This window comes from Providencia sp. PROV040, from assembly GCF_032706145.1.
Taxonomy (GTDB): Bacteria; Pseudomonadota; Gammaproteobacteria; order Enterobacterales; family Enterobacteriaceae; genus Providencia; species Providencia hangzhouensis.
Genome location: NZ_CP120530.1, coordinates 3,055,619 through 3,082,140 on the forward strand (window position 1 = coordinate 3,055,619; position 26,522 = coordinate 3,082,140).

Genomic DNA, 26,522 nt, shown 5'->3' on the forward strand with positions numbered 1-26,522 from the left:
TGACGGAGGGTGGTCGTCCATTTCAGCTCCTATAGTGAGTTAATTTAAAGTCATCAGGCCGGTAGCTCTGATGCCACTTTCCAATTGATAGCACTAACACTTTGCTCAAGGCTTATTCTGCATACCAATGCTTCAATTTCTTTTTGCTCGGCAGGTGTCGCAAGAAATTCAGCACACACTTCTAGCTGCTCAGGCTTTAGTGTGTCTGCACTACTTAACGATTGCAGCCGAATATGCAGTCCATTAATTGCTTGTAAAATAAGAGTTCTTACTAAAATTTCATCCGTTTGATGGCACATCACGCGAATTTTATAACGTTGCTCTACATCAAGTGCTTGCTGTTGTGGTTGTTTATTAATTCGTGAAGCCGCTTCTCTTAATAAAATATTGGCGCATAAAATTAATAACGTTGCCATCAAGGCCAAAGAATACTGGCCTAATCCACATAAAACACCGATTCCCGCGGAACACCAAAGCGTTGCCGCAGTATTTAGGCCTCGGATGTTCATGCCTTCACGCATAATCACTCCCGCACCGAGAAAACCAATTCCTGACACCACTTGGGCAGCAATACGACCAGGACTATCAGGTGATGTTGTTACAGAACTTAAAATAAATACCGCCGCTCCGGTTGCAACCAGTGCATTAGTTCTCAAGCCCGCCATTCGTTGACGCCACTGGCGCTCAGCACCAATTAATGCACCAAAACACATAGCAGACAGCAAATTTAAAATATCAGGGGAAAAAAGCATGATAATCCCTCCAAAAATAACTTGGATAATGATTTATATGCTTAATAAAAAGCATATAGCCATATTTTGAGTAAAATAATTACTCAAAAACCATTAGCTATTGCCTGGAGGAAATAAAGAATAAATATAGACCAACATAATACACACTCAATACAGCTATAATACGCTATCTAATGAAATACAATTATAAGGGAGTAGTATGATGAGGAGACATCAGACACCGCCCGCCGTTGTGGCAAGCAGTGAAAAGAAAAGACGATTACTGGCTTGCCATTAAATTAAGTTTTTATTCCAACTCTGACTGTCCAAGTAATAATCTCCTAAGTAAAAGATGGAAGGAGTATAAGTGGGGAAAATTATTAAGTAAAGGACAAAGTGCCCATTAAATTGAACTTATCTTTCAATTGGCGTAACAAAAATCCCTTCATCGCCTTCTTTTTCATTAAAGAACCAAATACCTTCAGGGTAATCAGGTAATGCAATTAAATACATTACCCCTTCATTGAAGGGTTCAATAAGTAAAATAGTTCCTTCTCGACGCTCTTCTCCGTCTGTTTTTACATAAACACGGTCATTAATATTCATAACATTCTTTTCCAGCAAAATATATTAACCATAAATGTAGCGCATACGAAAAAGCCCGTCATTAAAAATGACGGGCTTTAGAAAATCAGTTAAGCAATTAGCTTAGATAGCAGTTACGTTAGCAGCTGCTGGGCCTTTTGCACCGTTTTCAATGGTGAATTCAACTTGCTGACCTTCAGCCAGAGTTTTGAAACCATTGCCCTGAATGGCAGAGAAGTGGACGAAAACGTCTTTGCTACCATCAGCTGGAGTGATGAAACCGAAGCCTTTAGACTCGTTGAACCACTTAACTTGACCTTTCATTTTGTCGGACATTTGACTTTTCCTATATAACATCAAAAAAACTTGCCTTTTGGCATATACGGGCCAGAGTCAACTATTTAATCAGGGAAACACCAAGATGAAGCGTCACGGTCAAAGGCTATCTGTGATAACTTTCTTCTTTAGAACACACTAACTCAGTAATCATACATCAAATAGGACTGCTAAACAGGCCGACACTCATTAACTCATGACTTAAAGATAATAGCAACTATTTTATACGAGCAAACCTCAAAAATATGCTGTTTTTTCGATTGCGTCACTTTTATCGGCTATAACGTTAACAAAAACGCTGCATTTAGTTGATAGTTTAAAGAAAACTTTAATTTAAAAAGCCAACAACCTAATAAATGTCAGTAAGAATTATCCGATACGATGACAATCTGTGTAAATATTTTTTTTAACTGATATATAACAATCTCAACGGCTCGTGATACCCTCCTAGTATAGATATCTGACAAAGAGTTATACACATGGATATTATCAAACAAATACTCGTCGAAGATTTGGATGCCATCAATAAACGTGAAAACCGTGATGGGAAACCTTATTTTAATAGCCAATTTCTCGCCAACCACCCTTATTTATGTATTGGTATGGTTGCGGCTTATGTCCCCCTAGCCATTATTCTTTGGTATGCCCCTTATTTTGGTCCTTATTGGGCTCTGGGTATCACCATTCTTTTTATTGTATTAGCAAGTGTACTACTTTTTGACATCAAACCTGTTTATCACTTTGAAGATATTGGCGTCTTAGATTTACGTGTCTGTTATAACGGGGAATGGTTTGTTACTGAACCAGTTTCTGATAATGCGATAAGCAAAATCATTGATTCACAAGATGTTAGTTCTGCTATAAAACAAGAAATATCGCGTTTAATTGCATTAAAAGGAATGATTTCCTTTTATGATATCTATCATGTCGCTTATCCTGAAGTTTCTACGCAATTACCTGGTACACTTGCAACTCAAAATTAATTCAATATCAATTAACTAGAGTAAAACTTCGTCATAATGTGCATTGAATGAGCAGTTGGATGTTTTTTCTGTTTTTATGATTGACAGCCTGAGATGATATCGTTAATATGCGCCTCGTTCTCAGGAACAAGCAATTCCTCCATAGTTCAGTCGGTAGAACGGCGGACTGTTAATCCGTATGTCGCTGGTTCAAGTCCAGCTGGAGGAGCCAAATTTAAAAAGCCCGCTCAATGCGGGCTTTTTGCTATCTGCTAAATATATATCACCATTATATCATTCATCTCTACTATCAATGATCCCCTAGCACCTCTCATATCCATCTGGTATGCATTACGCATCATATATTAGGATAGATAACCACCAAATCGATTACTTAACGCCCACTTGGCTATTTTTTTTCATTTTTATACTTTACAACAGTGAACAGGATGGGTAATATGCGCCTCGTTCTCAGGAACAAAGCAATTCCTCCATAGTTCAGTCGGTAGAACGGCGGACTGTTAATCCGTATGTCGCTGGTTCAAGTCCAGCTGGAGGAGCCAAATTTAAAAAGCCCGCTTAATGCGGGCTTTTTGCTATCTACCTAAAAATCACTCTTCTTAGTATTACTTTACTTACGGCAAATACAAGAGTTCCCACGATAAAATAAATTCTTACTCTTTCTCTAGAAAAAATTGTTTAATCGTCTGGCGTAACCATTGATGCGCAGGGTCCCTATCTAACCTTGGGTGCCATGCTTGCACGATAAATATAGGCACCAATCCCAAAGGAAGTTCAATTTCAACCAATGGCAAATTAACACTCTTTACCCCTTGCAGTACATGACGAGGGAGCGGCAAAATATAGTCAGAGTTCATGGTTAACATCATGGCTGAATGAAAACTAGGCAAAGTCAATGCAACATTACGCTGTAATTGAAGGTCGCGTAATGCGTCATCAATTGGCCCCAATGTACGCCCTCGGCGCGATACGCTAATATGTGGGTAATGTGTTAAGCTTTCAGGCGTCACCTGCCCGATAATTGGATGCCCTGGGCGAACTAATGCCTGAAAAGTACTATTAAATAAGCTCTGAGCCTTTATTTCAGGGTGCCAGTCTCGAGAGGAACCGATAACCAAATCCACCTTGCCACTGCGCAAGGAATCATCTTCAGTATCACTTTCCGCGATAAAAATTAAACTACTTTATATCCATCCATGACTTAGTAGTGATTAACTACGATTAACCACTAAACTTGAAATAATATACCGCTCATCAACTCAGATTTGTCTTAGTCTTTTCGTTAGTGTATGACCTTGATTAATCACCACTACTCTATTTTCGATCAAACTTCCGACAGTTCGCACAGATAACAGGCAAACAAACAATTTTTTCGATATTCTCCTTTGACAATGCGGTGAGAGAAAGCTAATATCCTCTGCGTACCAAGGAGTTCCTCCATAGTTCAGTCGGTAGAACGGCGGACTGTTAATCCGTATGTCGCTGGTTCGAGTCCAGCTGGAGGAGCCAAAATTTAGAAAAACCTGCTTAAGGAAACTTAAGCAGGTTTTTTGCTATTGAACGAACTAAATAAGCCACCTATTTACGTTATTTGCGCGATCTATCCCTGAAATAAGCTATAATCGTGATTTCTCATAGCTATTTTTTTACTTTACCTTTATCATTCTATTCCGGCTTGAGCACTCGCTCATCATTCACTCTTCCCCTATGGAGCCGGTTTAATGACAACTGTAACTACCCTAACGATCCGCCGCCCTGATGATTGGCATGTTCATTTTCGCGATGATGATATGTTAAAAACGGTCGTTCCCTATACCAGTGAATTTTTTGGCCGTGCAATTGTCATGCCGAATTTAGTGCCACCAGTCACAACGATTGAAGCCGCAAAAGCTTATCGTGAACGCATCCTAAAAGCGGTTCCAGAAGGGCATCAATTTACCCCTTTAATGACCTGCTACCTTACTGATAGCACAGATCCTGTTGAAGTGGTTCGTGGCTTTAACGAAGGGGTATTTACTGCCTGTAAACTCTACCCGGCTAATGCAACAACAAACTCGAGTCATGGCGTATCTGATATTAAAAAAATTTATCCCGTATTAGCTGCGATGGAACAAGCAGGAATGCCATTGCTGGTCCATGGTGAAGTCACCGCAAGCCATATCGATATTTTTGACCGCGAAGCGTTATTTATTGAGCAAGTTATGTTTCCATTACGGGCACAGTTTCCAAAACTCAAAGTCGTTTTTGAACATATAACCACCAAAGAAGCGGCGCAATATGTCCAAGAAGCAAATGAATTTACAGCTGCAACTTTAACACCTCAACATTTGATGTTTAACCGTAACCATATGTTAGTTGGTGGTATAAGGCCGCACTTATTTTGCTTGCCTATTTTGAAACGTAATGTACACCAAGAAGCATTACGTGCAGCCGTTGCTTCAGGTTGTGACCGTTTCTTCCTTGGTACCGACACCGCACCACATATACAATCACGTAAAGAGTCTTCCTGTGGTTGTGCTGGGGTCTTTAATGCTCCCACTGCATTAGCGGCTTACGCGACTGTTTTTGAAGAGCTTGGTGCTTTGGCACATTTCGAAGCTTTTTGTTCACTAAATGGTCCTAAATTCTATAACTTACCCGTAAATGAAGGAACCATTACGCTAACTAAAGAACAAAATATTACTTGCGAATCGATTGATTGCTGTAATGATAAATTAGTTCCTTTCTTAGCAGGGGAAGATGCTCGCTGGAGTGTTGCTCTGGGTCAGTAGTTTATACACCAATGGGAAGTTCAAAATGCTTCCCATTCTATTTTTACAATCCTTATTATCTGTTTTATGCATTTTCTGCTATATAAACAAAAAAAATGTTTTATTTGCTTTCTTATTAGCGAAATCTCCTTATACTAAAAGTGGACTCATCACGAGGTCATTGCTCTTAGTCAGTTATAGATATTTATTATTTATCACGATGTTTGATTAGGAGGTTTATATGAATAAAAAAAATGATGTCATTCAAACCCACCCAGTAGTTGGCTGGGACATCAGCACAGTCGATGATTACGACGCTATGATGTTGCGTTTGCACTACCTCCCCGAGCAAGATAAACACACAGGTGATGCTATTGTGGATAAAACCATGTGGCTAACGACTGATGTGGCTAAACAACTTATTCATATTCTCCAAGCAGGCGTAGACAAGATAGAATCAGGGGAATATGTTGAGTTTGATTTTAAAACACACTAGGAAAATAAATGGATATTAGTGCCACTAATATCCATTTAATTTATTCATCTATATAGATAATTATATGTCTTTATATAATTACCTTATTAATTAATTACTAATTAGCAATTTCAAATAAGAACACTATTTATTGTTTTTATTAATCCTTGGTTGACTTCTCTATCAATTCCAATTTATTGTAAGCCATCTTCTTGAACAAGGATGTTCCAATGCGAATATTAGTTATTGATGAATGTTATTATACACGTCTTGGCATTACAGAATATTTATCTAAAAATAAAAAACTCGAATTTATTAGTACAGGATGTATAAAAGAAGCCATTGGTTTTATGAACACAAACCTACCAAGCATTATACTGGTGAATCTAACCTACTATTGTAATTACTCTGATTACTGCCCTACTCTACAGCAGTTATTAAGTAATACTAATAATGCACGCTTTTATATTTATATTAATGCTCCTTATCCGCAAACAAACAACCCATTATTATTAAAAGACAATTACTTTATTCTATCAAAAAGCATTATTATTCAAACGCTTGATAAAGTTATTCGTGACCATGAACAAATAGAAAAAATCACCAAACTTGCTAATAATATTGAGTCATCCATTTTCACGATTAAAGAACAAAATATTATTAATAACTGGATGAATGAGACACCCAATCATATTATTTCTCGAAAACTAGGAATTAGTAATAGTACTGTCTATTCACAGAAAAGACATATCGCATCTAAAGTTTTCGTCAAAAATAGAATTGAGTTATTTTTTATATATAATGTATTTAAATATTTATATTAAAAATGTTTTAATTTAAATCGACTGAAACAAAACTAAAAGGCCTGACTCCATTTAAATAACGGAATCAGGCCTTACAAACCGGTCAGCAAAAGTGTCCAATATTATAAAGTCACTCTAACTGCTGCTGACGAGTCATAAATTTTAGTTCTATGATTTTATATCTTTATTTTCAATAGCGATAACTCGAGGTTTTTCTTCATCCGGGATTTCATATTCAATATCCAGAGTTAGTAAACCACTAGATAACTCAGCACTTTCTATCTTCACATTTTTACCGAGATTAAATTCAAGGGAAAACTTATTTTGCGTTATTCCTTGATGGATCCATTTCTCAGAATCATTAACTAATTCTGCTGATTGCTCACCTTGAACATACAATTTCCCGCCTTTTAGGGATACGCTTAAGTCCTCTTCCTTATAACCTGGAACACTAACCGTTAATTGATAGCTTGTTTCATTTATTTGTTTTAAATTATACGGATGCTCTGAAGTTAAAGGCCTATTACCTGTTAGCTGGCTAAACAAACGATCCATTTGGTCAAATCTGTTAGAAAGTAGGCTATCGGATAATGTTGGGAATAATGAAAAAGATCTAATGTTAGACATAATTTCTCCTTCAATATTTTTATATCAAACTAAACACATACGACTATGCACCATTACCTGTGTACCTAGTATGGGATAATGCTCTTTCTTGGTGCAATTCTTATATAGTGCCAGTTACGCGTATTTCAAGTCTTAAATTACACTTCTTTACAAAATGGCGTTACCTGCTGTAAACCATAAACAAATACCCCATGAATTTCATACGAAATGTATGGGGTATAAGCAACGTAATGACATCGAATGAAATAAATTTTTTATTTCAATTAATTTTATCTTGCTCTAATCAGCCCTAATTACAGGGCTTTCTTATTATAGAGAACATCAATAATTAGTTATCTTTATTTAATAACCCATCGGATAAACGGTGACGTGACTTATTAAAGATTTTATTACTGACTTCGCGACCTGCACGGCGTGCGCGTTGTTCTTGCTCTGGAAGTTTCATTTCTTCAGTGCAAGACGAACTGCAGCAACCTTCGTACTTTTCTGCACAGCTAGGGCATTGGATAAACAGCAAGTGACAGCCATCGTTACGGCAATTGGTGTGTGTATCACAAGGTGCACCACATTGGTGGCATTGTGCTAATGTGTCTTCTGTAATACGCTCTCCCATTCGGTTGTCAAAAACAAAGTTTTTCCCTTTAAACCTCAAAGGCAACCCTTGTTCCTTCGCCTTACGTGCGTATTCAATAATCCCACCTTCAACATGGTAAACATTTTTAAAGCCATTATGCAGCATATAAGCACTGGCTTTTTCACAACGGATCCCACCAGTACAATACATTACGACATTTTTGTCTTTTTGCTCTTGCAGCATTTCCACCGCCATTGGCAGTTGCTCTCTAAATGTATCTGAAGGTATTTCAATCGCGTTATCAAAACGCCCTACTTCGTACTCATAATGATTTCGCATATCGACGAAAACAGTATTTGGGTCATCAATCATTTCATTCACTTCGTGAGCTTTTAGATATTGACCTGTATTTGCAGGGTTAAATGTTTCGTCCTCAATACCATCAGCCACCACGCGCTCACGGACTTTCATACGCAGCACCCAGAACGATTTACCGTCATCATCAATCGCAATATTTAAACGTAAGTTATCTAATGCAGGGTCTGTCGCATAAATAAGTTCGCGCAATGCGCCCACATTAGATTCCGGCACACTGATTTGCGCATTAATACCTTCTTTTGCAATGTAAACACGTCCAAAAACGCTTAATGCTTTAAATTGTTGGTACCATTGATTACGAAATTCGTTTGGGTCTTGAATATTAAAATACTTATAAAAAGAGATAGTGGTGCGCGGCTCAACCTCTGCCAACATACGTTCTTTTAATATTTTATTTGAAATTTGGTTATGTAACACTGGCATGGTGTTCTTAATCCTATTTAACTCATTGATAATATTTTAATTTAAATAAATTCAGGCGAGCTGCCACCCTATTTAAATCTTGGTGAGTATTATCCCTCTTATTATGTTAATAAAAAACCCTTTATTTGTAGGGTTATCGTGATAAAAGTATTAACCAATCGTTTTAGGTTGAATTTTAAATCACTACGAGATATTTTAGTTTGCATTTCGTTATGTTATAACATTGTTTTGATAAACCAATTTAGCTGACTGAATGATGCGATTTTTTCCTTTCTATTTTCTATTTCTGTTTATGGTTACTCCACAAGTAGCGGCACACCCTCATAGTTTTATTGAAATGCAAATTTCCCTTGAAAGTAAACAAGATAAATACTCAGGGATTAGCTATGTTTGGAAAATGGATCCAATGACATCAGCGGATATCGCGTATGAATTAAAAGGCATTAAACCGGATGACCCGCGTTGGAAACAGCAAGAAGCTATTATTATGGCGAATATATTAATGCAAGATTATTTCACTGATTTTTATTATCAGGGGAAGAAAGTCAGTTTTAAACGTATTCCTGATAGCTACCATTTAGAAAAAGATGGCTTTTCTTTAGTTTTCTTCTTTACCGCTTCATTTATGCAACCCCTGCCTATAGCAGGTTCCCATGTGGAAATTCAAACTTACGACCCAACATTCTACGTCAGCATGACTTACCAAAATAAACAGCAAGTTAACCTACCTTTAGATATTGCAGCAAATTGCCAGATGGAACTACAAGAAGCAAATGTGACCGATTCAATGCGCGCCTACGCTTTCTCTTTAGACAAAAGTGATAGCCCAGAAGAAGATTTGGCACTTGGCAAACAATTTGCACAACGGGTTGATATTCAATGTCCATAATGCCTTTACGTACGCAAAGACTAATAATTACTGCGCTGTTTATGGGGCTTATAACCTATGCCGCTTGGCAGCTATACACCCACTGGGGATCATGGTTACAACTTAGCCTAGCTTGGCAAAAACAGTTAAACCAAGGGCTATCTTACCTATTGCAAGAAACCACCTCTCGCCCATGGTATGCAGGTGGGTTACTGGTAGTTGCCAGTTTTGCGTATGGTTTTTTGCATGCCCTTGGGCCGGGGCATGGCAAATTAATTATTACCACTTATATTGCCACCCAAGCGACTCATTTAAAACAGAGTGTTATCATTAGTTTACTTGCCTCGCTCTTACAAGGGCTTGTTGCGATTACTTTAGTTTCCTTAGTCTTAATCCTATTCCAACTCTCTACTAAGCATCTCAACCAAGCCAGTTTATATGCAGAGCAAACGAGTTATCTATTTGTCATTTTGCTGGGTAGCTATTTATGCATCAGCGCATTGCGTCGTGGCTGGTCAATCCGCAAATCAAGGCACTTGGCACCACTCAAGATAAAAAGCATTCAACCACTGAATTCATCAACGAAAGCAATAAGTAAAACAAAAGCCCATAGCCACTCGGACAACTGTGGTTGTGGGCACCAACACGTTATCCAGTCCCATCAATTACAATCCAGTTTTAAAAGTAAGCTATTGATTATCCTATCGATGGGTATCCGCCCTTGCTCTGGGGCAATTCTTGTATTGCTGTTTTCTTATGTCATTGAGGTCTATGCGTGGGGGGTTATCGCTGCCTTAGCAATGGCAATGGGGACTGCATTAACTATTTGTTTAATCGCTCTTTTTGTTCATTTAATGCGTGATAATGCGGTTCGCGTATCTCGCTTAAAAGGAAAGTCATTTTCCCCATATTGGGCAATCACACTGAAAATTTTGGCCGGTATTTTATTTATTTTGATGGGGGTTTTGATGCTACAAAGCATCGGCTTAGAACAGTCGGTTTCGCCACTCTTGCGATAAACCATTAAAAAAGGGAGGGCTCCCCCTCCCAGGCATTTGCCGAAGTCACGGTGTGGTAACACACCGTTTTATGCGCAATGTCAACTGCTTACTACTTATTGCCAACTACCAGATGGCTAATGGTGAAGCTATGCAGGTCCCCACCACTAGCCATCCTTACTACTTCATTTAACCAATTAACTCAATGCGAGCAGGTAAGCCTTGGCGTACCGATGCCCCCGAAACCCAATCTAACCACGTGTTAGCGACTTCACGTGTTGGGTCAGCAAACCCAAGGTCATTTAAGTTAATTCCTGAACCATTTGCCGCATTCATTGGCATAGGTTGGCCATCCAGATAATGCTGTTTCGCTCCCATCTCGGTATGCCCATAGCCATGCTCAATCGCAAGCACTCCAGGCATTACGCCATCAAGTACGCTTACTTGGGCTTCAGCATGACCCCCCGGTGTGGTGATCCTAATCCAATCTCCATGTTTTACCCCCATTTTCGCTGCATCATCGGGGTGGATAGCAACAAGATTCGTCGGTTTCACATGGCGGAGCCGTTCAATAACGGTGGTTGAGCTGCTCATCACATGGGATTTAAATGACATCAGCTTCAGCGGCCACTCTTTTTCTGGGAATACTGCATTCACATCATCCCCATTCGCCATACGAGGCGGGTAATACGTCGGGCAACCGCTATAACGTTCACCGGTTATGGCATGGCGATTAACGGCCACCGTTGGGTTCCAAATTTGTAAGCCTTTTTTCCATTGAGGACCTGTTGCATCGCCATCCCACGCTTTTTCATAAGGCGCAAAACGGCCACCTCGTGTGAAAATATAGGCAACACGGCGAACTTCCTCTGGTTTTAAAGTCCGTGTAATAGCCGGTAAAATACGCTCCACTCCACTGATTTGGATATCTTCTGTTACGGCCTCAGGGACTGGTTTTTCCCCTAACCACGCCATATTTGCAGCAACTCTTAAGTAATAGTCTTCCGCTGTATTGAGTGAATGCATGTTGCCATCCATATCCTCAATCACGTTATCGCCAAAGCCGGGTAAATTAAGTTCTTTCGCTACAGCAATGCAGAAACTCTCCATCGAAACTGGCTGGCCGTCCGCTGTTTTCGCAGTACGTGACTCAACAATCGGCCAACGTGCTGTGCTGGCTTTGACCTGCACGCCAGACCATGGTGCACTAAACCCCCAACTTTCGAAGTTATGGGTATCTGGAACAATGTAATCTGCCAATGCCGTGGTTTCATTCATAAAGGCATCAATACCAATAATCAACGGCAGGTGTTTAGGATCTTTCAGTTTTTCTTCCATCACCTGACGAATACCTGCAATACCATATACAGGGTTAGTCATATTGGTGATCCACGCTTTCAGTGCGTAGGGGTATCCCATCAAGGCAGATGCTAACTGCTCTGTTAATTGACCTTTAGCAAACGGGTACCAAGGGGCTTTTGCTGGGTATGGATTTTCACCCGCTGCCTGACGTGCTTTGAACTCATCTGATTTTTCATACACTTCATTACTGCGCGACAGCACCACACCTTTAGGTTTCACTTTGCCTTTATAGCTGGCAATTTTATAACGCGGCCCATCGTTTTCCCCATTGAATTTACCACCACCAACAGAAACACCGCCTTTCAAGTTCAGGTTACCAATCAATGCGTTAAGCATGATAACTGACCATGCAGTGTAGAAACCATTACCCCCCATCATACCGCCATGAGAGATGACGGCGGCTTTTCTATCATAAGAAGTTAATGCTTTACCCAACGATTCAATCGTTTTCACTGGAACATGGCAACGCTGACTGTATTCTTCCAAAGTCATACGATTTGCCGCTTCTTTTAAACATTGGAAGCTAGATTTAACGGTCACTTCACTGCCATCGTGCAAGGTGACTTGGCGTGTCACAAAGAGCTCGGCCGTAGGCGTTTCATCAGCCAGTTTTAATTCACCCGCAGCATCTTGCACTAAATAAGCTTTCTCATTGTCACCTTCCCCTGTGATATAAGAAGAAATTAACAATTTACCTGCTAATGGGTGGTTATCATCCGTGATCACTAAATGTGTTGAGTTAGTCCAGCTTTTCTCCCCCACGGCTTCCATGGATTTCTCACTTGGCACACTGAGGTATTTTGCGTTGTAACGGTTATTTTCAATGATCCAGCGGATCATCCCCATCACCAATGCCGCATCCGTACCCGGTTGCACAGGAACCCAATGACCGTGGTCATTCGCTAAAGTGGTTGTTAATGGTAATGCAGGTGATACCACCACATAGTTAAATGAATCACGTAAACGCGCTGTGGCTAACTGGCGGCCTTGGCGCTTAAATGGGTTACCTGATTGTGCAGGTGATGTCCCTAGGAATAGCGCGAAACGGACATTATCCCAATCGGGTTTAACGTGGGCATTTTTGTCCAAATCATCCATTAATGCACCGGAACCCGCACGGTAAGCCAGTCCACAATAAGAACCGTGAGCACCGAAGTTTTTACTGCCAAAGGCATTTTGTGCAAAGCGACGGATAAAGCCATCACGGCCATCATCACCTGCGTTGGTCACTAATAATTGGTTAGCTTTTGGCCCCAGTTTAGGTTGAGATGGGTCTAAAGGCGTTTCTAAGTCACGAATCGCCCGTAAGCCATCCACATGCCCCTCACCAAATAAATCGCCCCCTTCAACCACTTCTTTAATCAGTTGTTCAAAACTGATGCGCTCCCATTTACCTTCGCCGCGTTTACCCACACGTTTCATCGGTTCAAGGATACGCAATGGGCTCGTCAAACCTTCCATTAACGTCGCACCACGAGCACAGGCTGTCGAACGGTGTTCAAGGCCTGATTCTCCACTCATTTTATTAAATGCCGTTTTCAATGGCATTCCATAAGGAAAGTGCTCTTCATGGGAAAGTGGATGATAAGGGTTCCCCGCGATACGCAATACTTCATTTTTTGCTGTATCGACGCGAGCACGAATACCACACTGGGTCCAACAACCAAAACACTGGGTCATCGCAACCACTTGTTCTGGGTTTTCTTGCCAGCCTTTCAGTGCCTGCCCTTCAGGGCGTAAAGAGTTTCCATTAAGCCTATCAAGAGTGACTTTACCTGACGTACCATTAACCAGACCATCGACTGCACGTTTGGCAACATCACGGTAGCTTGCACCAAATAATGCGATACCACCGACAACCAAACCACCTTTAAGCCATTGACGTCTTGAGAATTTAGCCATGTTGCACTCTCCTCGCAAACCAGCGAACACCTTCACGAACAATAATTGTTAACGCAATCCATAAACCGAATGTACCGACGATGGCCAGTAATCCATCTGTTCCCAGTGGGAAATGGTATGGGTTCGCGATAATGTTATATTTTGGAACCGCTTGAACTTCCATCAGAAAAATCCAACGTAATGACCAAGCAAAAGCCATTGAAATTAAAGCTAGAATAGTAATATATGGAACAGAACGGGTCGCTTTTAAATTACTGACGGACATTGCAAAAGTGATTAACCACAGTGCACAAACCCCCATTAGCATCCACCAGCCTGCGCTTGCCGTATCTAACTGTTGGCGTACTGCAATACCTGAAGTGGTGTCACCTGATAACCACAACGCAAAGCACACCGCAAACAATAATAATGTCACAACTTGAAAACGCGCTAAGCGATTTTGATATTGAGGTTCACGGCGAGCCCCTAAACTAATCAATGCAGGTAATGCTTGCAGAGCACTAAGGAACATCAATACCGGTATCCACCAGCTAAACCAAATTGGACGCGCGTTTAACACTGAGGCTTCACGGCCGGTATATAACAATAAACCGATGGCTGAAAATGCAGCTAACAAGGCAACCCAACGCGTTGCTTTGAATTCTTTTTTCCAAATCAGTTTCACCACTAATGCAACAAAATATAAACCAATAAATGTGGTGAATAATGGTAGTAATACAGAGCCCCACCACATCCAAGACCATATTGTTGGATGAGCGTAAAAATGCCATACCCTTGCGGTTTGGTGTAAATCTGCGGTTAGCGCTAACGGCGCGGTGATCCCCATTGTGATAGCAATAAATACGGCGATCATTTCTAAACGGCTGTTTTCAGGTTTGTTTCTCCAATGAAGATAGCACGCGTACAGAACCGCACAAGACGCAATCCCAATGAAGAAGAAATATTGTACCGCCCAAGGAAGCCAAAAGAATTCTTGTGGCTGAGCCATTATTTCTGAAATATAAGTCACTTGGCCATTCATCAGAACACCTCCTGCCATAATGCGGGCTGCCCTTTGCCTTGCAGCGGCTGCACGAATGCGTCATCTAAACCTATATAGAAAACTTGTGGTAATGTGCCACTTTCCGGTTTGAGTACTTTGATTTCAGCCTCGTGCTCTGTCAGCATTTTACGAATAGTACTGTTCGGGTCTTTTAAATCCCCAATAATGCGCGCACCACCGACACAGGATTCAACACAAGCAGGTAATAAACCCACTTCTAAGCGATGAGCGCAGAATGTGCATTTATCTGCAGTTTGCGTAGAGTGGTTGATAAAGCGAGCATCGTATGGGCAGGCTTGCACACAATACGCACACCCAACACAGCGTTCGTTATCAACGACAACAATGCCGTCTTCACGTTGGAAAGTCGCTTGAACTGGACATACAGGTACACAAGGAGGGTTATCACAGTGGTTACATAAACGGGGTAACAGTACGTTGGTGAACCCTTCTTCACCTTTCACTGCGACTTGATATTGATTCACTGTCGTTCTAAATTGACCTTGTGGGGTTTGGTTTTCAACCGAGCAGCTTACCGTGCAAGATTGACAACCGATACAACGGCGCAAATCAATCAACATTCCATAGCGTTTTTCTGGATTGCCTTCTCGACGTGTCGGGGAAAAATTGAGCCCTGCTTCTGCAATGGGAATCAACGATGCCCCCGCAGTTACGGCTCCAATTTGTTGTAGAAATTTTCGTTTACTCAGATCCATAATTGGCTCCAGTATTGACATTGCTAATGCGAAAATAAAAGTTATTAATCAATATGTTATTTGTATTACATGCGTTATTGACAATGGGTACAGTCTCGTTAAGATAACCACTGAAATTGTTATTTCTCTTTAAACCCGATGGGTTATCTTGATAAAGCTTGTAGTGCCATTGTAAGAAGAGTGGAGCCACTGCCCTATTGTGGTTTACCACATACCCGTAGCTAAATTGATCTAACGCAACGAATAACTCAAATATGTTAAAAAAATCGTCTAGACCGTTGTATCACATACTGTTAATCATGCTACTGACGTGGTCTTTGCCAGCAATTTCGGCCCAGTGGACTATCGGGGTATTGGCCTTACGTGGCCCCAGTTCAACCCAATCTCATTGGCAGCCTTTGATTGATACACTCAATGAGTCGATTCCTGGGGAGCGTTTTACGTTACAACCTCTCAATTTAGATGAGATGAAAGAGGCGATTTCCAATCGCAAGATAGATTTTTTGTTGACGAATCCTGCCCAATTTATTCAGTTAGATAACCGCTATCATTTACGTTGGTTGCTCTCCCTTCGCTCAGACGTGGAGCCCAACAGCACAACGCGTAATGTTATTGGCAGCTTGATATTAGTTCGAAAAGACAGTGATATTTCAGAAGTTAAAAACCTAATAGGCAAGAAAGTCGGAGCAATTTCACCAGATGCTTTTGGTGGCTATTTGTTAGGTTACAAAGTGTTGAGGGATATGGGCTACGACGCTGCCAAAGACTTTAAGATGCAATTTTTAGGCTTCCCTGCAGATGCATTATTATACGCACTGCGTGATGATTCATTATCCGCAGCTATAGTTCCTGTCTGTTTATTAGAAAACATGCATAGCGAAGGGTTGATTGATAAAACACAATTTCGCCCATTGATTCAACATCCAAGCTCTCTCTCTTGTTTAACTAGCACAGAACTGTATCCAAATTGGTCTTTTGCCGCCTTAAGTGAAGTGCCGGACAATTTAGTCGACAAAGTCACCAAGACATTATTATCAACAGATAAAGCCGCTATGCGTTGGGGAGCTCCCGCGTCGGTGACTCAAGTCGAAACCTTACTCAGAGACGTTAACCAACATCCGCAACAGCGTCAAATCTGGCAGGATATCGTCAGTTGGACCATTCAAAACCAAATCACTATCAGCCTTGTCGCTTTATTTTTTGTATTACTTGGGATAAATCATGTTTGGATTGCCTTTTTGGTGAGACGTCGCAGCCGCCAATTAGAAGAAGCGCATAATCGCTTGCGAGAGCAAGAAGCCAATTTACAAAAGGCACAACGGTTAAATATTTTGGGGGAAATGGCATCTGGGTTTGCCCATGAATTGAACCAACCGCTGTCTGCAATCCGCCATTATGCCCAAGGGTGTATTCTACGCCTGACTAAAGAGTCTGAAAGCCACCCATTAATTAGCGCATTAACTAAAATCGACGACCAAGCTCAACGTGGAGCCGATATCATTCGCAATTTGCGTCTCTGGGCGGGTAAACCAAGCCATGACCCCGCAATCACATTGAGCCAGCAATCTGTTAAACAGGCTATTAATCATATTTGGCAATTATTGCGTGCAGACCAGCACTATCCCAATTCGAGGTTAATTTTACCTGAAACCCCTGACGTCTCCCTGATGTTGCCAGACACGTTACTAGAACAATTACTTTCTAATTTAATCAGTAACAGTTTGCAAGCAGGGGCAACCCTACTGCGTTTCGAGTTTCATTTTTCGCAGCAACATTTTTTACTTGTTTTACAGGACAATGCTGGAGGGATGCCTGCGGGTCAATTAGAGCAAGGTATCACGCCATTTGCGACAACTAAAAAAGAAGGTTTAGGGTTAGGTTTAGTGATCTGCCAGCGTTTGATACAAAGCCAAGGCGGAGACATTCGTATCGAAAATAACCTAAGTGATGATGGGTTACATGGCTTAATGGTCACTCTTATTTTCAATTATCACAATAAAATCGTAGATTAAGCATGTTTTGCCACGTAATTGATAACATTCACATTAACTATATGTGACAATGGCTTTATTGCGATAATCAATGCTCATTATATAAAGCACCTTATTTGTCACCCTCTACACGACGAGGTATATGTATGCCAGTAATCCATCTCGTGGATGATGACCCCGATGTGACGGATGCCTGCCAATTCTTACTAGAAACATTGGGCTATAGCGTTACCGTTTGGAATGACAGTGAAACATTTATCCAAAATGCGGCATTACACCAAGAAGGTGTGGTGTTATTGGATATGCGCATGCCTAAATTAGATGGACGACAAGTTCACCAATACCTTAGGGAACAACACAGTACATTGGCTGTGATATTTTTGTCTGGCCATGGCGATATCCCGATGGCGGTGGAACAAGTGAAACTTGGCGCTGTTGATTTTCTACAAAAACCCATTGATAGCCAACAACTTGCTAAGACCTTAGAACAAGCTCAATCACAAACCACCAAAGCCACTGAGGGGCATTTAATTAAGCAGCGCTATGAAACGCTCACCCCTCGTGAAAAAGATATCTGTGGTTATGTGTTGCAAGGCTTAATTAACCGTGAGATTGCTGAGGCAACCTGTGTTTCTGTACGCACTGTTGAGGTTCATCGCTCTCGCGTCATGGAAAAAATGGCGGTTCGTAACTTAGCTGAGTTAATGAGCACCATGCAGGCAATTAACGCTTTAAACGAATAATTTGATATAGTTTAATCATGCCTTTTTATTAATTTGTGACTAATATATTCGGATAACAATGATACTAGCTCCAAAATTTCAAAAACGGTTTCTCCACCCTCGTTACTGGCTAACTTGGCTAGGCATTGGCGTGTTATATCTTCTTGTATTATTGCCTTATCCTCTCATTTATTGGATGGGAACGCGTTTAGGGTTATTTTCTAAACGCTTTTTGAAAAAGCGGGTGAAAGTCGCAGAGCGAAATTTGCAATTATGTTTTCCAGACATGAGTGAGCAAGAACGGCAACGCTGTGTTGACAAAAACTTTGAGTCTGTCGGCATGGGCTTATTTGAAACGGGCATGGCTTGGTTTTGGCCTGATTGGCGCGTTCGTCGCTGGGTCAAAGTCATTGGGGAAGAAAATGCTGTTGCTGCCCGCCAAACAGGTAGAGGCATTATCGCGCTTGGTGTTCATTTTTTAACCTTGGAAATGGGTGCGCGTGCCTTTGGCATGTTAAATCCGGGCATTGGTGTATATCGCGCCAATGATAATGACCTCCTCGATTGGCTACAAACCCGTGGGCGGTTACGTTCCAACAAATATATGTTGGATCGCAAAGATATGAAAGGCATGGTTCGTGACTTAAAAAATGGTGAAATTTTATGGTATGCCCCCGACCATGATTACGGCCCTCGCAATAGTACATTTGCGCCTTTGTTCGCCGTAAAAGATGCAGCGACAACCAATGGCTCGCAAATTATTTTACGTCTGGCTTCCCCTTTAGTGGTGCCTTTTACACCAAGACGTTTACCTGCGGGTAAAGGTTATGAATTAATCATTCAACCTGCCATTGATGATTTCCCAATTGAAGATAATGTGGCTACCGCAACCATGATGAACCAAGTTATTGAAAAAGAAATCCTCAGAGCACCAGAACAATATATGTGGCTACATCGTCGTTTTAAAACGCGTCCTGAAGGGGAGCCTTCGTTATACGGGGATTTAGACAAAATCCATCATTAATAATTAGTGTAAGCAGATAAATTATGGCGTGGTTTTTCAACTGTTTTTTATGATGCTTTTCTTACTGTTTTTTATACTGTTTTCTCTAAATATATGGCGTGATTTTTCAACTGTTTTTTATGATGCTTTTCTTGCTGTTTTTCATACTGTTTTTCCTAAATAGTTGGGTCTACAGCTAGGCGGGAAAATGAAGACATCCCAAAGAGCGTACATTAGGCAAATAAAGCCAACAACGCTGTAGAACTGAATATAACGGGAAAATTATGACGGGAAAAACAGAGTATTGGAAACGTAACCTATACGTCGTGTGGTTCGGCTGTTTTTTAACAGGTGCCGCCTTTAGCCTGATCATGCCTTTTCTCCCCCTCTATATTGAAGAACTAGGCGTTAAAGACCATGCCTCTTTGAACCTATGGACAGGGGCAGTTTTTAGTATCACCTTCTTATTTTCCGCGATTGCTGCGCCATTTTGGGGTCGATTATCCGACCGTAAAGGCCGTAAACTCATGCTGCTGCGTTCAGCACTAGGGATGGCTATCGTGATGGTGCTTATTGGTTTTGCACAAAATATTTGGCAGCTCTTAGCCTTAAGAGCCATATTAGGTTTATTGGGTGGTTTTGTTCCCAATGCTAACGCGCTGATTGCAACTCAAGTTCCCGTGAAAAAAAGTGGTTGGGCTATGGGTGTCCTCGCTACTGGTGCAGTAAGTGGCGCACTTATTGGCCCACTCATTGGCGGTTTTCTTGCTGACCAGTATGGCTTACGTCCCGTCTTTTTTATTACCGCAACGGTGCTGTTTATCTGCTTTTTTGTCACGCTTTTTTATGTTAGAGAACGCTTCACGCCTGTTTCTCGCAAAGATGCATTAACGAGCAAACAAGTTTTTGCCTCTTTACGTAATAAAAACTTAGTTATCAGCCTCTTTTTTACCACCATGATTATTCAAGCTGCTATGGGCTCAATCAACCCTGTCATCACGCTTTATGTACGTGACTTATCTGATTCCCTTGAAAACTTGGCCTTTGTCAGTGGTGTGATAGCTTCCATTCCTGGTGTTGCGGCTTTAATCAGTGCGCCCATGTTAGGTAAACTCAGTGACCGAATAGGCCCTGAAAAAGTTTTACTCGCCGTGCTGGGCGCATCTATTTTTGTATTATTCCCAATGGGGCTGGTAAGTAGTTATTGGGAGCTAGGCTTTCTCCGATTTATGCTTGGGGCTCTGAATGCTGCGCTATTACCCGCAGTACAAACGTTAATTATCTATAATATTTCCCATCAAGTAACGGGACGTATTTTCAGCTATAACCAAGCATTGCGAGATGTTGGGAATGTGACAGGGCCATTGATGGGATCGTTTGTCGCTGCAACTTACGGTTTCAGAGCCGTATTCTTTTTCACCGCTGCGTTAGTTCTCTTCAACTTAATTTATTCATGGTTAGTCATCAGGCGCCAACCCGATGGCCTGCGAGCCTCCCCTACCGACCAATAAGCCTCTTGCTATTTTTTGTACAAAAACCTGATGATTTATAAGCTTTATTGCCTTACTTTCCTTAAAATCAAATTTTAGTACACATAACCACTTGATTTTAAATAACTTAATCGATTCAAAATTCTTTCTTTTATTGTCAACTAAAATCCTGTATCTTCCCCTAGCTTATCGTGAGAAATGAGAGTTATATCGACTTTTCACCTTAAAAACACACCTTTTACAATAAATTCATTCTGTATATAGGTGATTCTATAATAATGTATGTTAAAAATATGTTTCATATATTCATGTTAACATATCAATAACAATTGGCACTCAGGCGCACGGCTTGGTGTTTTATATCATGCACAACCTCTCAAGAGAGTATTTATGGGAGTTCACAGATGAATAATTCTGCGACTAAAACAAAAACTTTTTTTGGGCATCCATACCCATTGAGTTCGCTTTTCCTCACAGAAATGTGGGAACGCTTCTCTTTTTACGGAGTTAGACCGTTACTTATCTTATTTATGAGTGCGGCATTATTACAAGGCGGAATGGAATTACCTATTGAACAAGCTTCGGCTATCGTCGGTATTTTCGCTGGAGGGGTTTATATCACCTCGTTACCGGGTGGTTGGTTAGCCGATAACTGGTTAGGCCAACGCCGCGCCGTTTGGTACGGCTCATTAATCATTGCGTTTGGCCATTTATCCATCGCAATGTCTGCATTTTTATCAAATACTTTCTTTTTCGTCGGCTTATTGCTCATCGTATTAGGTACAGGGTTATTTAAAACCTGTATTACCGTGATGGTAGGAACCCTGTATAAGAAAGAAGATACACGCCGTGATGGCGGTTTCTCCCTGTTCTATATGGGTATCAATATGGGGTCATTTATTGCCCCGTTAATTATTGGCCCACTTCATGAAAAATATGGGTGGCATTTAGGTTTTGGCCTTGGTGGTTTAGGAATGTTAATTGCCCTGTTAATTTTCCGCTTTTACGCCATTCCTCAAATGCGCCGTTATGATAAAGAAGTTGGCCTTGATTCCACTTGGAACCGTCCAACGGTTGAGCGCAAAAACGTGGGGAAATGGGTTACCTTTGCCATGGTGCTATTAGCCATACTGGTTATCTTGATTGATAATGGTACGATCCCATTTAATGCCTCAATAATTGCAAAAAGCTCTGCTTATGTTATCTCGACCTGTGTGGGCATCTATTTCTTATTTATGTTCTTCCTTGGCGGTTTAAACAGCAGCGAACGTTCTCGTTTACTGGCATGCTTGATTTTACTGATTGCAGCCGCATTCTTCTGGTCAGCCTTTGAGCAAAAACCCACTTCATTTAATATCTTTGCTCGGGACTATACTGACCGCCAAATGGGGAGTTTTGAAATTCCAACCATTTGGTTCCAATCAATCAATGCCTTGTTCATTATATTGTTAGCCCCAGTATTTAGCTGGTTCTGGCCTTCGTTGGCTAAACGCAATATGAACCCAAGCAGTATGACCAAGTTCGTGATTGGTATCTTATTTGCTGCGGGCGGCTTTGCTATCATGATGGTGGCAGCAAACCAAGTACTCGCAACCCAAAGTGGCGTTTCACCTTTCTGGTTAGTTGGCAGTATCTTATTGCTGACATTAGGAGAACTGTGCTTAAGCCCTATCGGGTTAGCAACCATGACCTTGCTCGCACCACAAAAAATGCGCGGCCAAGTGATGGGGTTATGGTTCTGTGCTAGCGCATTGGGTAACCTTGCAGCTGGTATCATGGGGGGTAACATTCGCAAAGACCAATTAGATTCGATGCCTGAGCTATTCTCCCACGTCTCTATTGCACTGGTGATCTGTGCGGTCGTATTAGCAGCGTTGATTATCCCTGTTAGAAAAATGCTTAAAAATGCAGACAAAAATGAAGCTAATGCTTAATAGCGCTGATTAATTGTCTTCTATCCGGTAGCAGCCCACACGCTACCGGATCCTCCGCATCATTCCCCACTTAATAGTTTGCTTATTATTTCTGATAAAATAGGCGCTATACTGCTCTCTCATCATCCCATAATGACTTTAGGAAATCATACAATGAGCCTTTCCGCCCCTATTTACTATGTTGATGCTTTTACAGATACCCTTTTTCGCGGTAACCCAGCAGCGATTGTATTACTCGATAACTGGTTACCAGATGAACAGCTCATTGCCATTGCCGCAGAGGTTAACTTGTCAGAAACCGCATTTTTAGTCGGCCATCATATTCGCTGGTTCACCCCTAAAGTTGAAGTAACACTCTGTGGCCATGCAACACTTGCCGCTGCTTTTGTGTTAAATCAAGTGCTCCAGCAAGACATTCATCCTTTAACATTTAATTCTCTGTCGGGTGACCTCGTTGTGACACAGAATGCACAAGGATTTACACTTGATTTTCCAATTCTTGAATCCGAACAAAGCCATCCAAAGCATTATCCACACCTCGTCGATATCCTTGGTGTCAAAATCAAAGATCTTTGGATAGCAAAAGACCGTTATCTGTGTTTTCTTGAAAGTGCAGAGCACGTTCAAAACTGTCAGCCAGACATGTTAAAACTTTCGCAGCTTTCTCTACCCGGGTTAGCAATTACAGCAGAAAGTGCTAATAGCGATTGTGACTTTGTTTCTCGTTACTTTGCTCCCGCCAAAGGGGTTGACGAAGACCCTGTAACAGGCACCTCACATTGTGCCATTGCTCCAATATGGGCCAAACAGCTGAATAAATCGCAGTTAATAGGCCAACAGATTTCATCGCGCGGAGGGGTAGTTCAATGTGAGCTAACCTCTGACCGAGTAAAATTAACAGGTAAAGCCGTTTTATTTTTAACAGGCCAAATCCACATTTAAATATTACAAGTCAAAGAGATAGGTGCAAAACTATTTATTTTCCTATCTGTTTCTCTATCCGAATTCTACCAGCGCCATTATTTTTCTCGAAATATTGGCGTCCATTCCTTATCTAAAAATAAATTTTTTTAACATTTAAACAAATCTTTTAATTTCAACTCAATTTGGTTTACAATTATAATTATTATTAAAGATATAATTACAATTATAAACATTTCTAATTGAAGCTTTGGTCAATTGTTAAAAACTCATTCGATATAAGGAACTTAATAAGATGGCTATAACTAGAAGAAAATTTTTGATTGGCGGTGGTGTTGTTGCCGTTGCTGCAGGGGCTGGAATTTTAACTCCAATGTTAACTCGTGAAGGTCGATTTGTTCCTGGTAAGCCACGACATGGCTTTGTTGCAGGAACTGAAGGCCCTCTACCACAGCAAGCTGACGTCGTTGTTATTGGTGCTGGAATTCTGGGGATCATGACCGCAATTGAGCTGGTTGGACGTGGTTTAGATGTTGTTATTGTTGAAAAAGGTAACATCGCAGGCGAGCAATCATCCCGCTTCTACGGCCAAGTTATCACTTATAAAATGCCAGATGAAACCTTCTTACTCCACCACTTAGGCAAACAACGTTGGAGAGAGATGAACGCGAAAGTCGGTGCAGATACAAGCTACCGTACTCAAGGCCGCGTTGAAGTGCCATTCGATGAAGAAGATCTTGTCAATGTTAGAGAGTGGATTGATACTCGCAGTAAAAATGTCGGTTCAGATATTCCATTCAAAACACGCATTATCGAAGGTGCTGAACTCAACCAACGTTTAAACGGTGCACAGTCTAAATGGACAATCGCAGGTTTTGAAGAAGACTCTGGTAGCTTAGATGCTGAAATTGCAACCTTCGTCATGGCTGATTACGCGAAAAAATTAGGAATAAAAATTTATACTAACTGTGCAGCAAGAGGTTTAGAAACTCAAGCAGGCGTAATTTCTGATGTCGTCACCGAGAAAGGGCCTATCAAGACCTCACGTGTTGTTGTGGCAGGTGGCGTCTGGTCAAGGCTGTTTATGCAAAACTTAGGTGTGGATGTCCCAACATTACCGGCTTATCAATCTCAACAACTGATCACCGGTTCACCAACTGCACCGGGGGGTAACGTTGCTTTACCGGGTAATATTTTCTTCCGTGAACAAGCAGATGGTACCTATGCAACATCCCCTCGTGTGATTGTTGCACCGGTTGTTAAAGACTCCTTCGTCTATGGCTATAAATACATTCCACTGCTATCTATGCCTGATTTCCCTGTGCATATTTCATTAAATGAACAATTAATTAATTCATTTACTGAGCCAACAAGCTGGAAACTGGATGAAGTTTCACCATTTGAAAAACACAGAAATATGACGGCATTACCTGATTTACCAGAGCTGAATGCATCATTTGAGAAATTAAAAACAGAATTCCCTGCATTTAAGGACTCTAAACTGATTGACCAATGGAGTGGTGCTATGGCCATCGCACCAGATGAGCACCCAATCATTTCTCAAGTCAATGAATATCCTGGTCTAGTTATCAATACTGCCACAGGCTGGGGGATGACCGAAAGCCCAGTTTCTTCCGAGCTCACAGCTGACTTGCTATTAGGCAAAGAACCCTCACTGAATGTGAAACCATTTAGTCTGTACAGATTTAGTTAATACATGTTTGTAAAATTTGCTCACAAAAACCCTTCTCTATGAAGGGTTTTTTTATTGCCTATTGTGGCTCTATTGCTTAGTATTCGAAACTTAAATCAAATGGAGTGATTATGAATAAATTACTATTAGCAATAACGATTTCACTATTAAGCGCCACTGCTTTCGCTGAAAAAACGTATACCGTAGAGCAATTAGAGGACATGATTGCTGACAACAATAAACCACAAATTGCCGTGCCGGTTTTAAATGGCTCAATAGCAAAAGACGACTTTCCAACGTGTAAATCAGGGTTAATCGAGTGGCTTGAGGGCGTTGAAAAATACCCTGTTACCATTGAAAAAGATATTGATGGCGAAGATTTTTCTGCCACTATTTGGGCTGAATCTAATGCGTTTTTAGTTTCTTGCGTTAAAAGTGGCAGCAATGCAAAAGCAGTTCGCATGAGCGCCGAATATTTAGATAATTAACCCCCATCTTTTTTCAGCAATTTAAAGGCTCATTGTCTAGTTTTGAGTCTTTAATATTTCCCCCTATTTTTCCTAAATACGAAAATATGAAAAAACTTTTCAACTGGAACGATTCACTTCACATTTATTGCTGAATTAAATTGAGAGGAGTATTACACTTGGTCTTTAACATTTCTAATACACCCAGTAACAATTGTAAGGCAGACCATGAGCTCCATCGCTGACGATGTCATCGCACAAAAAATTGAGCAATCCATTTCTCGCGTCTCTAAAGTCGTATTTCCAACAACGACTAACCACCACAGTACTTTGTTTGGTGGTACCGCCCTAGCTTGGATGGATGAAGTTTCTTTTATTACCGCAACACGGTTTAGCCGTAAACGCCTCGTTACGGTATCAACTGAGAAAATTAACTTTACCCACCCAATCCCTTCAGGGACCATTGTTGAGTTAGTAGGTAAAGTTATTCGAGTCGGAAGAACCAGTTTAACGGTCAACGTATCGATTTTTCTAGAAGATATGTATTCAGATGGTCGTGAAGAAGTAATACATGGCCAGTTTAATTTTGTTGCAATTGATGACAACGGAAAACCCACGCCATTATTTGAGTCATAAGCTTTCTTAAGCCGTTAAAGTAAAAATTTTTCGCATATTGCTGAAGGTGTGAATTCTGTAAATTTCGATTCACACCTTTCTTATAGCACATACTATTTAATTTATTTTTTCA

At 40.9% G+C, this 26,522-nt stretch carries 24 protein-coding genes and 3 tRNA genes; 18 read left to right on the plus strand and 9 right to left on the minus strand.

Going from position 1 to position 26,522, the window contains the following annotated elements:
• Positions 1-53 precede the first annotated feature (53 nt).
• From P3L40_RS14100 to cspE, 3 genes are all read right to left on the minus strand, one after another.
• Positions 54-752 (minus strand): MgtC family protein, encoded by a 699-nt coding sequence (locus P3L40_RS14100; protein WP_004255789.1) that lies wholly within the window; start codon positions 750-752, stop codon positions 54-56.
• A gap of 393 nt (positions 753-1,145) precedes the next feature.
• Positions 1,146-1,337 carry a protein DsrB gene (dsrB, locus tag P3L40_RS14105; RefSeq protein WP_004255792.1) on the minus strand — a complete coding sequence of 64 codons (192 nt, stop codon included), beginning with the start codon at positions 1,335-1,337 and terminating at the stop codon, positions 1,146-1,148.
• A 102-nt stretch (positions 1,338-1,439) separates the two neighbouring features.
• Positions 1,440-1,652, minus strand: coding sequence for a transcription antiterminator/RNA stability regulator CspE (gene cspE / locus P3L40_RS14110; protein WP_004909801.1), 213 nt, complete (start codon positions 1,650-1,652; stop codon positions 1,440-1,442).
• A 479-nt stretch (positions 1,653-2,131) separates the two neighbouring features.
• Between cspE and P3L40_RS14115 the strand changes: the two genes are divergently transcribed.
• From P3L40_RS14115 to P3L40_RS14125, 3 genes are all read left to right on the plus strand, one after another.
• On the plus strand, positions 2,132-2,635 hold the full coding sequence (locus P3L40_RS14115; RefSeq protein ID WP_004265669.1) for a YlaC family protein: 504 nt from the start codon (positions 2,132-2,134) through the stop codon (positions 2,633-2,635).
• A gap of 135 nt (positions 2,636-2,770) precedes the next feature.
• A tRNA-Asn gene (locus P3L40_RS14120) sits at positions 2,771-2,846 on the plus strand.
• Between the two features lie 255 nt (positions 2,847-3,101).
• Positions 3,102-3,177, plus strand: a tRNA-Asn gene (locus P3L40_RS14125).
• Positions 3,178-3,288: 111 nt separating this feature from the next.
• Here the strand turns inward: P3L40_RS14125 and P3L40_RS14130 are convergent.
• Positions 3,289-3,774, minus strand: a complete 486-nt coding sequence (locus P3L40_RS14130; RefSeq protein WP_228677251.1) for a LysR substrate-binding domain-containing protein — start codon at positions 3,772-3,774, stop codon at positions 3,289-3,291.
• A 294-nt stretch (positions 3,775-4,068) separates the two neighbouring features.
• Between P3L40_RS14130 and P3L40_RS14135 the strand changes: the two genes are divergently transcribed.
• From P3L40_RS14135 to P3L40_RS14150, 4 genes are all read left to right on the plus strand, one after another.
• A tRNA-Asn gene (locus P3L40_RS14135) sits at positions 4,069-4,144 on the plus strand.
• A gap of 212 nt (positions 4,145-4,356) precedes the next feature.
• Complete coding sequence (gene pyrC / locus P3L40_RS14140; protein WP_136135479.1) at positions 4,357-5,406, plus strand: dihydroorotase; 1,050 nt, start codon at positions 4,357-4,359, stop codon at positions 5,404-5,406.
• A 220-nt stretch (positions 5,407-5,626) separates the two neighbouring features.
• Positions 5,627-5,881, plus strand: a complete 255-nt coding sequence (bssS, locus tag P3L40_RS14145) for a biofilm formation regulator BssS (protein ID WP_004255804.1) — start codon at positions 5,627-5,629, stop codon at positions 5,879-5,881.
• Between the two features lie 209 nt (positions 5,882-6,090).
• Positions 6,091-6,684: a LuxR C-terminal-related transcriptional regulator gene (locus P3L40_RS14150; RefSeq protein ID WP_153673605.1), complete on the plus strand. Its 594-nt coding sequence runs from the start codon at positions 6,091-6,093 to the stop codon at positions 6,682-6,684.
• Positions 6,685-6,831: 147 nt separating this feature from the next.
• Here P3L40_RS14150 and P3L40_RS14155 read toward each other — a convergent pair whose 3' ends face one another.
• The gene (locus tag P3L40_RS14155; protein ID WP_036957864.1) at positions 6,832-7,290 is read right to left on the minus strand and encodes an Hsp20 family protein; all 459 of its coding nucleotides are present in this window, start codon (positions 7,288-7,290) and stop codon (positions 6,832-6,834) included.
• Between the two features lie 328 nt (positions 7,291-7,618).
• On the minus strand, positions 7,619-8,665 hold the full coding sequence (locus P3L40_RS14160; protein ID WP_004255839.1) for a rhodanese-related sulfurtransferase: 1,047 nt from the start codon (positions 8,663-8,665) through the stop codon (positions 7,619-7,621).
• 253 nt (positions 8,666-8,918) lie between these two features.
• Between P3L40_RS14160 and P3L40_RS14165 the strand changes: the two genes are divergently transcribed.
• Both P3L40_RS14165 and P3L40_RS14170 read left to right on the plus strand, forming a co-directional pair.
• Positions 8,919-9,554, plus strand: a complete 636-nt coding sequence (locus tag P3L40_RS14165; RefSeq protein WP_210852620.1) for a DUF1007 family protein — start codon at positions 8,919-8,921, stop codon at positions 9,552-9,554.
• Complete coding sequence (locus tag P3L40_RS14170) at positions 9,545-10,552, plus strand: nickel/cobalt transporter (RefSeq protein ID WP_247605803.1); 1,008 nt, start codon at positions 9,545-9,547, stop codon at positions 10,550-10,552. The genes P3L40_RS14165 and P3L40_RS14170 overlap by 10 nt, the downstream gene beginning before the upstream one ends.
• 168 nt (positions 10,553-10,720) lie before the next feature.
• On the opposite strand, the gene ttrA is transcribed toward P3L40_RS14170, so the two are convergent.
• The 3 genes from ttrA to ttrB are packed head-to-tail and all read right to left on the minus strand — an operon-like array spanning position 10,721 to position 15,553.
• Complete coding sequence (gene ttrA / locus P3L40_RS14175; protein WP_136135475.1) at positions 10,721-13,795, minus strand: tetrathionate reductase subunit TtrA; 3,075 nt, start codon at positions 13,793-13,795, stop codon at positions 10,721-10,723.
• Positions 13,788-14,816 (minus strand): tetrathionate reductase subunit TtrC, encoded by a 1,029-nt coding sequence (gene ttrC / locus P3L40_RS14180; RefSeq protein ID WP_206077559.1) that lies wholly within the window; start codon positions 14,814-14,816, stop codon positions 13,788-13,790. The genes ttrA and ttrC overlap by 8 nt, the downstream gene beginning before the upstream one ends.
• Complete coding sequence (ttrB, locus tag P3L40_RS14185) at positions 14,816-15,553, minus strand: tetrathionate reductase subunit TtrB (RefSeq protein WP_036957869.1); 738 nt, start codon at positions 15,551-15,553, stop codon at positions 14,816-14,818. Before ttrB ends, ttrC begins: the two co-directional genes overlap by 1 nt.
• A 254-nt stretch (positions 15,554-15,807) precedes the next feature.
• Between ttrB and ttrS the strand changes: the two genes are divergently transcribed.
• From ttrS to P3L40_RS14230, 9 genes are all read left to right on the plus strand, one after another.
• Complete coding sequence (ttrS, locus tag P3L40_RS14190) at positions 15,808-17,565, plus strand: tetrathionate respiration histidine kinase TtrS (RefSeq protein ID WP_036957871.1); 1,758 nt, start codon at positions 15,808-15,810, stop codon at positions 17,563-17,565.
• A gap of 125 nt (positions 17,566-17,690) precedes the next feature.
• Positions 17,691-18,287, plus strand: coding sequence for a tetrathionate respiration response regulator TtrR (gene ttrR, locus P3L40_RS14195; protein ID WP_004255863.1), 597 nt, complete (start codon positions 17,691-17,693; stop codon positions 18,285-18,287).
• A gap of 58 nt (positions 18,288-18,345) precedes the next feature.
• The gene (locus tag P3L40_RS14200; protein WP_004255866.1) at positions 18,346-19,290 is read left to right on the plus strand and encodes a Kdo(2)-lipid IV(A) acyltransferase; all 945 of its coding nucleotides are present in this window, start codon (positions 18,346-18,348) and stop codon (positions 19,288-19,290) included.
• 263 nt (positions 19,291-19,553) lie between these two features.
• Positions 19,554-20,780, plus strand: a complete 1,227-nt coding sequence (gene mdtG, locus P3L40_RS14205) for a multidrug efflux MFS transporter MdtG (protein ID WP_140170737.1) — start codon at positions 19,554-19,556, stop codon at positions 20,778-20,780.
• 383 nt (positions 20,781-21,163) lie between these two features.
• Entirely contained in the window at positions 21,164-22,693 is a 1,530-nt protein-coding gene (locus tag P3L40_RS14210) for a peptide MFS transporter (protein ID WP_004255871.1), read from the plus strand.
• A 153-nt stretch (positions 22,694-22,846) separates the two neighbouring features.
• Positions 22,847-23,635 (plus strand): PhzF family phenazine biosynthesis protein, encoded by a 789-nt coding sequence (locus P3L40_RS14215; RefSeq protein WP_247605802.1) that lies wholly within the window; start codon positions 22,847-22,849, stop codon positions 23,633-23,635.
• Positions 23,636-23,909: 274 nt separating this feature from the next.
• Positions 23,910-25,328 carry an NAD(P)/FAD-dependent oxidoreductase gene (locus tag P3L40_RS14220; protein WP_004255876.1) on the plus strand — a complete coding sequence of 473 codons (1,419 nt, stop codon included), beginning with the start codon at positions 23,910-23,912 and terminating at the stop codon, positions 25,326-25,328.
• Positions 25,329-25,438: 110 nt separating this feature from the next.
• Positions 25,439-25,795 (plus strand): hypothetical protein, encoded by a 357-nt coding sequence (locus P3L40_RS14225; RefSeq protein ID WP_094960759.1) that lies wholly within the window; start codon positions 25,439-25,441, stop codon positions 25,793-25,795.
• 207 nt (positions 25,796-26,002) lie between these two features.
• Positions 26,003-26,410 carry an acyl-CoA thioesterase gene (locus tag P3L40_RS14230; protein WP_004255881.1) on the plus strand — a complete coding sequence of 136 codons (408 nt, stop codon included), beginning with the start codon at positions 26,003-26,005 and terminating at the stop codon, positions 26,408-26,410.
• Positions 26,411-26,522 lie beyond the last annotated feature (112 nt).

Excerpts from the sequence above, each read along its gene's own strand:
- P3L40_RS14100 (WP_004255789.1), bottom strand. The coding sequence starts at position 752 with ATGCTTTTTTCCCCTGATATTTTAAATTTGCTGTCTGCTATGTGTTTT.
- dsrB (WP_004255792.1), bottom strand. The coding sequence starts at position 1,337 with ATGAATATTAATGACCGTGTTTATGTAAAAACAGACGGAGAAGAGCGT.
- cspE (WP_004909801.1), bottom strand. The coding sequence starts at position 1,652 with ATGTCCGACAAAATGAAAGGTCAAGTTAAGTGGTTCAACGAGTCTAAA.
- P3L40_RS14115 (WP_004265669.1), top strand. The coding sequence starts at position 2,132 with ATGGATATTATCAAACAAATACTCGTCGAAGATTTGGATGCCATCAAT.
- pyrC (WP_136135479.1), top strand. The coding sequence starts at position 4,357 with ATGACAACTGTAACTACCCTAACGATCCGCCGCCCTGATGATTGGCAT.
- bssS (WP_004255804.1), top strand. The coding sequence starts at position 5,627 with ATGAATAAAAAAAATGATGTCATTCAAACCCACCCAGTAGTTGGCTGG.
- P3L40_RS14150 (WP_153673605.1), top strand. The coding sequence starts at position 6,091 with ATGCGAATATTAGTTATTGATGAATGTTATTATACACGTCTTGGCATT.
- P3L40_RS14155 (WP_036957864.1), bottom strand. The coding sequence starts at position 7,290 with ATGTCTAACATTAGATCTTTTTCATTATTCCCAACATTATCCGATAGC.
- P3L40_RS14160 (WP_004255839.1), bottom strand. The coding sequence starts at position 8,665 with ATGCCAGTGTTACATAACCAAATTTCAAATAAAATATTAAAAGAACGT.
- P3L40_RS14165 (WP_210852620.1), top strand. The coding sequence starts at position 8,919 with ATGATGCGATTTTTTCCTTTCTATTTTCTATTTCTGTTTATGGTTACT.
- P3L40_RS14170 (WP_247605803.1), top strand. The coding sequence starts at position 9,545 with ATGTCCATAATGCCTTTACGTACGCAAAGACTAATAATTACTGCGCTG.
- ttrA (WP_136135475.1), bottom strand. The coding sequence starts at position 13,795 with ATGGCTAAATTCTCAAGACGTCAATGGCTTAAAGGTGGTTTGGTTGTC.
- ttrC (WP_206077559.1), bottom strand. The coding sequence starts at position 14,816 with ATGAATGGCCAAGTGACTTATATTTCAGAAATAATGGCTCAGCCACAA.
- ttrB (WP_036957869.1), bottom strand. The coding sequence starts at position 15,553 with ATGGATCTGAGTAAACGAAAATTTCTACAACAAATTGGAGCCGTAACT.
- ttrS (WP_036957871.1), top strand. The coding sequence starts at position 15,808 with ATGTTAAAAAAATCGTCTAGACCGTTGTATCACATACTGTTAATCATG.
- ttrR (WP_004255863.1), top strand. The coding sequence starts at position 17,691 with ATGCCAGTAATCCATCTCGTGGATGATGACCCCGATGTGACGGATGCC.
- P3L40_RS14200 (WP_004255866.1), top strand. The coding sequence starts at position 18,346 with ATGATACTAGCTCCAAAATTTCAAAAACGGTTTCTCCACCCTCGTTAC.
- mdtG (WP_140170737.1), top strand. The coding sequence starts at position 19,554 with ATGACGGGAAAAACAGAGTATTGGAAACGTAACCTATACGTCGTGTGG.
- P3L40_RS14210 (WP_004255871.1), top strand. The coding sequence starts at position 21,164 with ATGAATAATTCTGCGACTAAAACAAAAACTTTTTTTGGGCATCCATAC.
- P3L40_RS14215 (WP_247605802.1), top strand. The coding sequence starts at position 22,847 with ATGAGCCTTTCCGCCCCTATTTACTATGTTGATGCTTTTACAGATACC.
- P3L40_RS14220 (WP_004255876.1), top strand. The coding sequence starts at position 23,910 with ATGGCTATAACTAGAAGAAAATTTTTGATTGGCGGTGGTGTTGTTGCC.
- P3L40_RS14225 (WP_094960759.1), top strand. The coding sequence starts at position 25,439 with ATGAATAAATTACTATTAGCAATAACGATTTCACTATTAAGCGCCACT.
- P3L40_RS14230 (WP_004255881.1), top strand. The coding sequence starts at position 26,003 with ATGAGCTCCATCGCTGACGATGTCATCGCACAAAAAATTGAGCAATCC.